The organism is Cohnella baijiui (assembly GCF_020731285.1).
Classification (GTDB): Bacteria; Bacillota; Bacilli; order Paenibacillales; family Paenibacillaceae; genus Cohnella.
In genome coordinates this window covers 1-11,871 of sequence record NZ_JAJFOW010000023.1, presented here as the reverse complement: position 1 = coordinate 11,871, position 11,871 = coordinate 1, and the positions used below count along the sequence as shown (strand labels likewise).

Here is an 11,871-nt window from a genome sequence, read left to right as displayed (position 1 = left end):
CTCAGGCAGTCTGTTCGTTCGCCGTCGAATGGCCGAATAGGATTCGCACCTTGAGCCCGCCGAGCTCCGAACGCATCATCGAGATGCCGAAGCCGGGACCGTATCGGAGCTGAAGCCGGCGATGCACGTTGACGAGGCCCGTCGTCTCCTCCAGCGGTTGCCCGGTCACCCGGAGCTTGCGATTCATCTGCTCGATGGCTTCGTCCGTGATCGCGTCGCCGTTGTCCTCGACGCAGCAAGCCCAGCCTCCTTCGTGCCGCTCGCCGCGCACCCGCAGCGCCCCCTTGCCCGGCATGTTGCCGAGCGCATGCTTGTAGGCGTTCTCGATGATCGGCTGCAGCACGAGCCGAGGAACGACGATGTCCGGCGCCTCCACGTCGAAGCTCGCCTCGATCCGCTCGCCGTAGCAGATCTTCTGCATCTCCACGTAGGTGCGCGAGTGCTCCACCTCCGTCTCGAGAGGGATGTCGTCCGCGTCGTTGCGGGTGATGAAGTGGAAGTACTCGCCGATGTACAGGCAAAATCGATAAGCCGTTTCTTTGTGCCGGTCCGACTTGATCAGCCGCAGAAGAACGAAAAAGCAATTGTAGAGAAAATGCGGGTTGATCTGCGATTGCAGCCGCTTGAGCTCGGAACGCTGGCTGCGGATCTGCTGCTCGTAGTTGTCCCGGATCAGCGTCTTGAGCGAATGGACCGTATCGTTGAACGCTTCGTACAAGTACCCGAACTCGTCGCGCCCCCGATCGATCGGAATCGGATCGAAGCGGTTTTGCTGGACCCGCCGGAACGAGTGGACGAGCCGCATCAGCGGTCGATAGATGAGGCGGAACAGCGAGTAGGAGAAAAACAGCACGACGGCGACGGCCAGCGCGCAGGCCCACCAGAACCAAACCCGGTATTTCTGGATCGGACCGAGGACGTTCGCCTCGGGGACGCTGCTCACCGTGTACGCATTCCAAAGCGGCGAATACTTGTAGACGGCCAGGTACCGCTGCCCGCCGTAGCGCAGCGTCGCGTATCCTTCCTTTTGCCCCGCGGCCTGCCGTTCCCGGGCAAAGGCGGCGACCGTTTCCAGGTACGCCGGGTCGTCGTCGCTCTGGATATGCCATTCGCGGTCGAGATTCACCATCGCGCTCTTGCCGCCGAGCGAGGCGCCGATCTGGGCCAGCGACTGCCGAAGCTTGACGGTCGACAGCTCCGCGGAGACGGCGAACAGCGGAGGCCGTTGGGAGTTTGCCGGATACTGCATGCCGATGAACAGCCGGCCGTGCCAGGAGATGAAGGGCTCCTCGTACCGCCTGCGGTTCGGCTGGATCGCGAGGTACTCTTCCCGGTCGATGGAGGTCTCGTATCCCACGCTCGTCACCGTCCGGTCCAAGAGGGGGATGTACGCCTTCGCCTTCTCGATGAACGGGCTCGAATCCTTCATCAAGGCGAGCCGCTTCTGGATGTTCAGGATGCTCTGCGCCCGCTCGTAGTAGGACAAGTCGTTGCCCGCCGCGGAAAGCTCCAGCAGGTCGTCGTCCGTCACGTACTTCGGCAAATACCGAACGATCCGGTCCGCTTCCTGGTCCAGCGCATCCAGGTAGTAGCGCGTCGAGTTCAGGACCGACTGCGAGATTTCGGTCCGAATGCTGTCCGAGCCCTTTTCGTTGATCAGCCACGTAATCGCCATCAATGGCAAGAGGACCGCCAAAAAGGCGGCCATAATTTTCTGTACGATCGAATAATCCCTCAACCGGAAAAAACGCGTCATCTGTCTTCACCCGCCTGTAAATGGTTGACGGTTATTCTTTGACACTCCCCATCACGATTCCTTTAATGAAAAACCGCTGCAAAAACGGATAGACGACGAGGACGGGAAAGGCGGCCACGAAGATCTGCGCCGCCTTGCTGGTCCGGTCCGACAGCTTGACGATCAGCTCGGCGTCCTCCGCCTTGATGAACCGGAAGTCGAGATTGATGACGATCGTCTGCAGGAACGTCTGCAGCGGGTATTTGTCGGGATGATTCATGAGCAGCATGCCGTCGAACCAGCTGTTCCAATGGCCGACCATCGTGAACAGCCCTGTCGTCGCCAGCGCGGGCAGCGAGAGCGGCGCATAGATCTTCCACAGCGTGGCGAGGTGGCCGGCGCCGTCGATCCGCGCGGACTCCTCGAGCTCCTTGGGCAGATTGCGGTAAAAGTTCAGGAGCAGGATCACGTTGAACACCTGCAGCGCGCCCGGCAGCACCAGCGCCCAGATCGTGTCGATCAGGCCGAGCGTCTTGAGCGTCAAATACCAGGGGATGAGGCCGCCGTTGAACAAGATCGTCAGGACGAAGATCCAGACGTAGACCGTCCTCATCCGAAACTGGCGCTGGTCCTTGGCGAGAGGGTAAGCCGTCACGATCGTCAGCAGCATGCTGATGGCGGTGCCCAGAACGACGCGTTGAACCGAAATGCCGAAGGCGCGCAAATATTCCGGCTTGCCGAAGACGTTCTCGTAGGCGGCCGTGGTGAAGTTCACCGGCCAGAGCACGACTTCGCCCGCCGAAGCCGCCGCGCCGGAACTGAGCGACAGGGCCCATATATGAACGAGCGGCATGAGGCAGCCGAGCGACACCGCCGTCAGGAAGACGACGTTGCCGCCCAGGAAAAGCCTGCGGCCGATGGACAGTTTGTAGCGCAAAATGTCTCCTCCTCGCGTGGGCTTGAACGCTTCCGCCGGTCCGCCGTCCGTTAGAAAATGCGGTAATTCGCGAAGCGGTAGGCCAGGAAATAAGAAGTCGAAATCAAGAGAAACGACACGATCGACTTGAGCAGCCCGACGGCCGTCGCGAAGCCGAACTGCGTCTGCTCCACCCCGACCCGGTAGACGAACGTGTCGATGATGTCCGCGCTCTCGTACACTTGGGGATTGTACAGGTTGAAAATCTGGTCGAAGCCGGCGTTCAGCACGTTGCCGATGTTCAGCGTCAGCATGAGCACGATGATCGGCATCATGCCGGGCAGCGTGATGTGGAGCGTCTGCTTCCACCTCCCAGCGCCGTCGATCTCCGCCGCCTCGTACAGCGTAGGATTGATGCCCGTCAGCGCCGCCAGATAGACGATCGTCCCGAAGCCGAACTCCTTCCAGACGTCCGAAACGACCATGACATAAGGGAACCAGCGATTATCGCCGAGGAAGAAAACCGGCTTCATGCCGACCGCCCCGAGGATCTGGTTGACAATCCCCGTGGACGGGGACAGCACGTCGATCAGGATGCCGCTCAGCAGCACCCAAGAGAGAAAATGCGGCAAGTAAACGAGCGTCTGGAACGTTCGCTTCATCCATGCCCTTCCGAGCTCGTTCAGCAGAATCGCGATCGTAATGGGGACGAGCAGCCCCGCTACGATCTTCATGGAGGCGATATAGATCGTATTGAAGAAAATACGCCCGATATCCGGATAGTCGATCAGGAATCGAAAGTTTTTCAGCCCGACGAACGGAGATCCGAACAGTCCCTTGGTCGGAATGAACTTCTCGAAGGCCATCGCGACGCCGGCCATCGGGATATAGCTGAAAAGAAGGATGGCGGCAAGACCCGGGATGAGCATTGCATGCAGCGGCCACTCCCGGCGCCACCATCTGCCGATGGCGTTCACTTCGCATCACCTGCCCCGCTTTTCTAAAGGGAGCGGACGGACCGGAGCCGGACTGGCGGCCCTCTCCGGTCCGCGACCGACCCTTATTTCACCTTGGCGTACCAGTCGTTCACTTCCTGCGTGATCTGGTCTCCCCCGAGCTTCTTCCAGTCGGAGACGAATTTGTCGAACTCGTCGACCGGCGCCTGGTTCATGATGATCTTGATAAACACCTCGTCCCGCTTCTTGAGCAGGATCGCGTTTTTCTCGACCATCGTCGGCGTCGGCGCCCCGTAAAACTTGTTCTGCATGAACAGGTTGTTTTTCTTGATGTCCGGGTACAGGGAGACGGCGCCGTTCGGGCCGGAGATCAAATATTCCCACCACATGCTGACGTCTCCGTCCACGTACTTCATCGCGCGGCCGTACCGCGTCTTCTGGTCCTTCGTCTTCAGTCCGCTCGGATCGCGGTTCGCGATCGCGCCGGGCAGAACGTCGCCGTTCGTGCTCGTTTGGTTGTAAGCGGTGAGCGGATTGAGCAGCCAGTAGTTGCTGGATTTCTCTACGCGGTCTTTGCCGAACTCGTAGACTTTGTTTTCCTCCGTCTGGTTGTTGTCCGCTTCGATGAACTGGTTCAGCAGCCGGATGACGGCTTCGGGATGCTTGGCATGCTTGGAGACGACGTAATAGGTGCCTACGCCGATGCCGATTTGCGACTTGGCCGGTTCGCCGTCCGCCGAAGGCAGCGGGTACACGGCCCAGTCCTGCACGACTTTGCCGTCCTTAACCGCGCCGTTGACGAGCTGGGCGGGGGACCACTCCGCGCCGTAGACGAGGCCGGCCTTGTCGCCGTACAGCAGCTCCGACGCTTTGTTCGTATCTTTGACCGCGAATTCCGGGTCGATGAGTCCTTTCTTGAACAGGTCTTGCAGCGCCTGAAGCGCCTGCTTCATCTGGGGCTGGATATCCCCGTATGCCAGCTTGCCGGTGCCGTCGTCGATCCAGATGTCCGCATAGGCGTGATAGCCGTTCATGAACCCGGTAACGCCGGTCGCGCCGTCGTACAGGTTTTTGTTCATGACGAGACCGTACGACTTGCCGGTGCCGCCGGGATCCTTGGTCTTGAACGCTTCTGCGATCGTCAGGACGTCCTGCATCGTTTTGGGCTCCGGCAGGTTCAGCTTTTGAAGCCAGTCCTTGCGCACCCAGAGAAATTGAGAGCCGTACGGGTTGCCCGTCTGCGGGATCGCCATCAGCTTGCCGTCGAACGTCGCCGTCTTCATCTGAAGGCCGCCGTCCATCGTCATAAACTTTTTCGTGTATTCGTTCGCGTTTTTGTCGTAGACGTCGGTCAGATCCATGATCATGTCCGCTTCGATCAGCTGTTGAAGCTGGGAGGCGTCGACCGGAAAAAAGTCCGGGAGGTCGTTGGAGGCGATCGCCATCTTGAGCTTTTCCGGGAACTGGCTGATGTCGGCGATCCATTTGTTCGTGATTTTGACGCCCACGTCTTTCTCGTATGCGTCGTATACCGCGTTTTTGTCGAACGATTCGCCCGGATCGAACTTCAGATACGGATCGCTGGCCCGCACGGTCGAAATTTCGAGCACCTGGCTCGTATCCGTGCCCGGCGATGCAGAAGACGATGCGGATGGTTCTGAACCCTTCGAAGCGGCGGAAGGCGAAACGCCGTTGTCCGTCTTGCTGCAAGCGGTAGCTGCGACGAGGCCGGCGATCAAAGCTGCGGCCAGAACGCCTTTGACTTTCCTACTCATGGAACCCCTCCATATACGGTTTGATGCAGGAGGCTGCGCGCGGGCTTCCTATCACTTCTCCAGTATATAAAGCGGATTCAAAGCCAGCCATATACAAGCTTTTACATTCGATATACACCTGTTGACGGTCCGGGATCGGACTTCCCGTTCCGTACCGCCATTGACATCGGATCTGCAAGTCGGTATCATCATCAGTAATTTAGTAAATGAGTAATTTATAAAGGGTGCATCTCGGCGGCACGAAGAGGAGGAGCGAGACCGCATGGACAAGCAAAGACGCAAGGACCTGATCGAAGCGTACAAAGAGATCAAGACGTTCATGGGCGTCATTCAAATCACCAATCGGCATAACGGCAAAATCTTTCTCGATAGCTATCCGAATCTCAAAAACAAATGGACGACGATCCAAGCGCAATTGGATATGGGGAGGTTTGCGAATGCCGGGCTGCAGCAGGACTGGAAAACGCAGGGGGCGGACGCGTTCAAATATGAGGTGCTGGAGCAGAAGGATTCGGCCGACGTGACGGACGTGCGCTGGGAGCTGAAAATGATGCTGAAGCCGTGGCTGGAGAAGCTGCAGCCGTACGGGGATCGCGGGTACAACCGACCGCCGGCGAATTAATGACGAAGAGGATCGGTTGGCCGATCCTCTGCTACCCGTCGTCCTCTTGGCCGAAAGCGTATTGCTCGACCGAAAAGGTGTCCGCCCCATGCATGCGGGCAAACGAATCCAGTTCGCTAAGCACATTTTTATGAAGGCGGTCCGTCAAGTCGGTGGCCCGATCGAATTGCAGCAATTGCACCGTCAAGTGTCTTTTCTTGCTGTCGAGCCGCGGATCCATTCGGCCGACGAGGCGGTCGCCGGCCAAGATCGGCATCGCGTAATAGCCGTACTTGCGCTTGACCGCAGGCGTGTAAATCTCCCATCGATACGTGAAGTCGAATAGATCCTCCAATCTTTTTCGGCTCCACAATAAATTGTCCAGCGGCGGAAGGAAACGAACCGGTCCCTCCTCGTCGGGCCGGCCGACCCGCGCCAGGTCCTCGTCGTGATGGACGGAGAACCGCTCCAGATCCGAAGACAAGATGTAATAAAGGGATTTGAGCCCCTCGACTTGGACGGGCGCGACTTCGCCGGATGCCACCCGGCGCTCGATCGCTTCGCGCCGTTCCCGGGCGGCGAGACGCTGCCATCCGAGGCGGGGATCGCTAGGCTCGAATACCCTGAACGCGCGAAAGTAATGCCGCATCATCGCGTCCAGCGCTTCGGGCGTCCCGATCCGCTCGGCGGATGCCAACAGCCCGGCCGGAACGCTGCGGCGGGTCACGTCGAACAGCCGTTGGTTCCCTTGCCTGCCGACGATCCGGATGAGCGCGGCGTCCGTTAATAAGTTCAATGCATGGGAAGTCGCTTTGGTTTTCGCGCTGACGTTGTCCCAATACCCGTGCACCCTTTGATCCGATTCGAACGATTTGGCGGATAGAGGCCCTTCGCTTTCCAATCGTTGCAGCACTTGCTCGGCGACGGACCCCAATTGGTCGAGATGAGCTTGCGTCCGCTCGCGCAGACGCTGGCGGACCGGCTCGAAAATCGGGTATTGCTCGATCGGAATCATACATGCCGCATTCGCCAAATACTCAAAAACCCGATGTTCTCGCAATAGTTCGTTCAAAATCCCCGGTTCGTACCCGGGAATTCGGGCCGCCAGCGCCAAATGCTGATTCGGACGCACGGCGGACACCGGGTCGATCTGTACGCATTCCAACTGCCGGATCACATCCATCACGCGTTCGCGCAGCTCCGCCGCGGAGCTTGCTCGTTCCTCGCGAGAGGGCAGCAGCAGCTGCGTTTCTAACAAAAAGCGCCGTAACGCTCGTTTCGTCGTTTGGATCGGTTTCATCGGGCACCTCCGAATGACGTTCATCATGAACCGGGGTCAAAAGCAGCATCCGGTTTTTCTGATCCTAATATAGCATTTTTATAGGCGTCGTTCCGAACTTTGGATGCATACAAGCCGCCCCCTCCTCCCCCGCGCGAGTTGTGCGGGAAGAGGCGGGAGCGGCTTGTCGTTTGACCATGGCGGGGCGAAAATCCTATCGGTTGTGAGCGACGCTATTTGGTCAAAAATGGGGGCTCGTTCAAGGCTAACCCGTTGGTCAAGCACCGAATTCAGGTCGAGCCGGAAAATCAATCTACTATCTACAAGTCGCCTATGGCGGGTTAACCTCTCTTCTTGCGCGTCAGGACGTCGAATATGACCGCCGCCGCGAGAACGCCGCCGCGGATCATGTATTGGTAGGAAATCCCGACGCCCAACAGATTCATCCCGCTCGTGAGCGAGGCCATGACGATGGCGCCGATGATGGAGCCCGTGACCTTGCCCACGCCGCCCGCCGAGGAGACGCCGCCGACATACGCCGCCGCGATCGCGTCCAGTTCGAACAGCGTTCCGGCTGTCGTCGTCGCCGATTGGAGGCGGGCGGTGAACAGAATGCCCGACAGCGCCGCCAGCATGCCCATGGAGCCGAAGACGAAGTACGTAATCTTCTTGACGTTGATCCCGCTCAGGTGCGCGGCTTCCGGGTTGCTGCCGACGGCGTAAATATGCCGGCCGAGCACCGTCTTGGTCGTCAGGAAGTGATAGACGATGACGACCGCCAGCATGATGATGACCGTCCAGGAAAAGCCGTTGTAGCCGGCGATGATCCAGGTGATGTAGGCTACGATGACGGACACGAAGACGAGCTTCAGCGCAAAGATGCGGCCGGAGACGACTTCGAACTGATAATTGAGCTTGTTGCGGCGCTTGGAAACTTCAAAGTAAATGTACAGCGCGATGACGACGACGCCCAGGATGAGCGAGGATAGGTTCAGGCCTCCCACGTCGGCTAACGAAGGAATGAAGCCGTTGCCGATTGCGTTGAAGTGCTCGTCCTTGATATTGATCGTCCCCGTCTTCTCCGTCACCCGCAGCAGCGCCCCTCGGAAGATCAGCATGCCTGCGAGCGAGGCGACGAACGAAGGAATGCCGATGGAGGCGACCAGCACGCCGTTGAACATGCCGGCAACCACGCCCAGCACGAGGATGATCGGAATGGTCAGGTAGACCGGCACGCCGCCCTGCGTGAGCAGGATGGCGGCGATCGCGCCCATGAAGCCGGCCGCGAAGCCGACCGACAAGTCGATATGGCGGATGACGATGACGAGCGTCATGCCGACGGCCAGCACGGCTGTATAGCCCGTCGCGTCGAGCAGATTGCTGATGTTGCGGGAAGACATGAACAGGCCGTCCGTCAGGATCGAGAACGTCAGCATGATGACGAACAGCGCGATGTACATGCCGTATTCGCGGATGTTGACTTTAACCAGCGATTTCGCTTCCTTGAAAAAATTCATCGGTGTGCCTCCTATTGCGTCGCAAGCTGCATGATTTTTTCCTGATCGGCCTCGACGGCCTGCAGTTCGCCCTTGATGCGCCCTTCCGCCATAACGTACACGCGGTCGCTCATCCCGAGCACCTCGCCGAGCTCCGAGGAGATCATGATGATGCTCATGCCTTGGGCGATCAGCTGGTTCATGATCGTATAGATCTCGAACTTGGCGCCTACGTCGATGCCGCGCGTCGGCTCGTCGAGGATCAGCAGCTTGGGTCCTACGAACAGCCATTTGCCGAGAGACACCTTTTGCTGGTTGCCGCCGCTCAAGTTGCCGACGATTTGCTCCACGGACGGCGCCTTGACGTACAAGGAGTCTTTGTAGGCGTTGGCGACCTTGACCTCCTCGTTGTCGTTGATGACCCCGCGCGCGGAGATGCCCCGCAAGTTGGCGGCGGTCACGTTGCTCTTGATGTCCTGGATCAGGAAGAGGCCGTCGCCTTTGCGGTCTTCGGTCACATAGGCGATTCCCGCCCCGATCGCGTCGCTCGTATGCTTGAAGGCGACTGGCGCGCCGTTCAACCTCATCTCGCCCCGCAGCCTGTAAGAACGGGGAGTGCCGAACAGGCTGAGCGCCAGCTCCGTCCGCCCGGAGCCCATCAGGCCGGCGATGCCGACGATCTCGCCTTTTCTGACCTGCAAATTGACGTTCTTCGCGACATGCCGGCCCGATTGCGCATCGTACGCGGACCAATCCCGGACCTCCAGGATCGGCTCGCCGAACGTCTTGTTTGCCCGCTTCGGATAAATATCCTCGATCTCGCGGCCGACCATGTGCTTGATGATGACGCTCTCGACGATCTCGCCTTTGGCCGCGTCGAGCGTGCAGATCGTCCGTCCGTCGCGCAGTACGGTCGCCTTGTCCGCGATGGAGATGACTTCCTTCAGCTTGTGCGAGATCATGATGCAGGTGATGCCCTGCTCCTTGAGCTCGCGGAGCAGCGCCAGCAAATTTTCGCTGTCGTTCTCGTTCAGCGCCGCCGTCGGTTCGTCGAGAATGAGCAGCTTCACGTCCTTGCTCAGCGCCTTCGCGATCTCCACGAGCTGCTGCTTGCCCACCCCGAGATCTTTGACCAGCGCGTCGGGATGGACGTTCAGCTTCACCTTCCGCAGCATGCGCTTCGCCTCGACGATCGTCCGGTTCCAGTCCACGACCGCCCCCCGCCGAACCTCGTTGCCCGCGAAGATGTTCTCGTACACGGTCAGATCCGGGAACAGCGCCAGCTCCTGATAGATGATCGCGATGCCGGCCCGGACGCTGTCGCCGATCTTCCCGAACGACTGCACGGCGCCATCGAAGACGATGTCGCCCATGTACGTGCCGTGCGGGTAAACGCCGCTCAGCACCTTCATCAGCGTCGACTTGCCCGCTCCGTTCTCGCCGATGAGGCAATGGATCTCGCCGCGCGCCACCTTGAAGCTGACGTCCGTGAGCGCCTTGACGCCCGGAAACGCTTTGGTGATATGATGCATTTCTAACAGATAGTCGCTCATCGTATGCACTCCTTAGCCGGACAAACTTCTGACAATGGCGGAATAGTGATAGACGAGTCTATCACTATCCCGTTCATCGATATGGGCGCAGCGATCAGAGTCCCGTAAAGTCGCTTTCTTTGTAATACTTCGAATCGACGAGCTCCTGCTTGACGTTGCTCTTCTCGACGACGATGACGTCGGTTTGCTTGGCTTTGACGTCTTTCTTGCCGTTGTTGTACGAGCCGGTCGTCTCGGGCGTCTTGCCGTCGAGGAGCTCGACCGCCATGCCGATGGCGTCTTTGACGAGCGTGCGGACGTCCTTGAACACCGTCATCGATTGTTTGCCGTCGATAATGTACTGGATGGAGGCTTTGTCGGCGTCTTGGCCGGTAATGACGTAGCTGGTGATCGCTTTGTCGGAGGCGAAGACGTCGGCGATCGAGCGGGAGGTGCCGTCGTTCGGCGCGAGGATGGCCACGTCGCCCTTCATATCGGCCGAGGCGGCGGTCAGGTGCGTTTGGGCTTTGTTTTTGGCTTCGTTCGCGTCCCAGTTCGTCGTCACCTGGCCGATGATCTTGCTGATCTGGTCGCGCGTGAGGCTCTTGGAATCCTTCAGAGCGGTAGCTTCGCTGGAGTTGGCGATCTTGAACGTGCCGTCCGCGATTTTCGGCTGCAGCACTTCCCACGCGCCTTCGAAGAAAATGAACGCGTTGTTGTCGGTGGCTGCGCCGGCGTAGAGGTAGAGGGGCTGGCCGGAGCCTTTGGCGTGATCGACGAGGTACTGGGCTTGCTTGGCGCCCACGGTTTTGCTGTCGAACGTGACGTAGTAGTCGACCGCATCCGTATTCGTGATCAGACGGTCGTAGGCGATGACTTGGATGCCTTCTTTTTTGGCGGCTTCCACGGCAGCGCCTGCCGCCGCGCCGTCGAACGGACAGATGATGAGAACTTTGATGCCTTTATTGATCAGCGTCTCGACGTTTTCCTTTTCCTTGGCGGAGGAGCCTTGGCTGAACAAGATCTCGGTCGAATACTTGGTGTCGGAGAGCGCGTCCTTGAACCGCTGTTCGTCCTGCAGCCATCTTTCTTCGTCCTTGGTCGGCAGCACGATGCCTACGCTGACTTTGCCGCCGCTCCCCCCGTTTTTGCCGCCGCAGGCGGCGACGAGCGCCGCGAACAGCGCGATAACGAGCAAGAGCGCGATCGATTTGAAGCCTCTTTTCATGGATATACGGCCCCTTTCAGTCCTGTCTGGATTCGTGACATGACCAACTATAGCACCGCATGAACCGCATGAAAGCGCTTATCGATAGCACTCTTTTATAACTGCCTATACTTTTTTAACACGAACGAGTTCACCCCGTAACCGGGAAATATATTATTTCGCTCGATCCAATTAGCACTGAAAAAAGCATAAGAGAATCTCTAAAGAGACTAATGTTGTTTATTAGAAATGTGTAAGAGGGAGTCTCAAATGGGAGTCTGTTCACGCGACAGACAGCTCCCCTCCATCCCTAAACGTGTGAAAACGAAGGAATGGCGGTGTTTGGGGAGATGATCCCTGCACCGCCATTTCTC

Annotated in this window: 9 protein-coding genes; 1 reads left to right on the top strand and 8 read right to left on the bottom strand. The window is 58.7% G+C overall.

Features of this window, described 5'->3' with window-relative positions; all coding sequences use genetic code 11:
- Position 1: 1 nt before the first annotated feature.
- The 4 genes from LKX83_RS19460 to LKX83_RS19445 form a co-directional block, all read right to left on the bottom strand.
- Positions 2-1,756 (bottom strand): histidine kinase, encoded by a 1,755-nt coding sequence (locus LKX83_RS19460; protein ID WP_227884011.1) that lies wholly within the window; start codon positions 1,754-1,756, stop codon positions 2-4.
- Between the two features lie 31 nt (positions 1,757-1,787).
- Positions 1,788-2,672, bottom strand: coding sequence for a carbohydrate ABC transporter permease (locus LKX83_RS19455; RefSeq protein WP_227884010.1), 885 nt, complete (start codon positions 2,670-2,672; stop codon positions 1,788-1,790).
- A gap of 50 nt (positions 2,673-2,722) precedes the next feature.
- Entirely contained in the window at positions 2,723-3,580 is an 858-nt protein-coding gene (locus LKX83_RS19450; protein ID WP_255654699.1) for an ABC transporter permease, read from the bottom strand.
- 131 nt (positions 3,581-3,711) lie between these two features.
- On the bottom strand, positions 3,712-5,382 hold the full coding sequence (locus tag LKX83_RS19445; protein WP_227884006.1) for an extracellular solute-binding protein: 1,671 nt from the start codon (positions 5,380-5,382) through the stop codon (positions 3,712-3,714).
- A gap of 262 nt (positions 5,383-5,644) precedes the next feature.
- Between LKX83_RS19445 and LKX83_RS19440 the strand changes: the two genes are divergently transcribed.
- Positions 5,645-6,004: a GIY-YIG nuclease family protein gene (locus tag LKX83_RS19440; protein ID WP_227884004.1), complete on the top strand. Its 360-nt coding sequence runs from the start codon at positions 5,645-5,647 to the stop codon at positions 6,002-6,004.
- A 31-nt stretch (positions 6,005-6,035) separates the two neighbouring features.
- On the opposite strand, the gene LKX83_RS19435 is transcribed toward LKX83_RS19440, so the two are convergent.
- The 4 genes from LKX83_RS19435 to LKX83_RS19420 all read right to left on the bottom strand — a co-directional run bounded on the left by LKX83_RS19435 (position 6,036) and on the right by LKX83_RS19420 (position 11,518).
- Positions 6,036-7,283, bottom strand: a complete 1,248-nt coding sequence (locus LKX83_RS19435) for a DNA glycosylase AlkZ-like family protein (protein WP_227884003.1) — start codon at positions 7,281-7,283, stop codon at positions 6,036-6,038.
- A 320-nt stretch (positions 7,284-7,603) separates the two neighbouring features.
- A complete protein-coding gene (locus LKX83_RS19430; protein ID WP_227884002.1) occupies positions 7,604-8,779 on the bottom strand; it encodes a sugar ABC transporter permease in 1,176 nt (391 codons plus the stop codon).
- A gap of 11 nt (positions 8,780-8,790) precedes the next feature.
- Entirely contained in the window at positions 8,791-10,311 is a 1,521-nt protein-coding gene (locus LKX83_RS19425) for a sugar ABC transporter ATP-binding protein (protein WP_227884000.1), read from the bottom strand.
- Between the two features lie 94 nt (positions 10,312-10,405).
- On the bottom strand, positions 10,406-11,518 hold the full coding sequence (locus LKX83_RS19420; protein ID WP_227883998.1) for a sugar ABC transporter substrate-binding protein: 1,113 nt from the start codon (positions 11,516-11,518) through the stop codon (positions 10,406-10,408).
- Positions 11,519-11,871 lie beyond the last annotated feature (353 nt).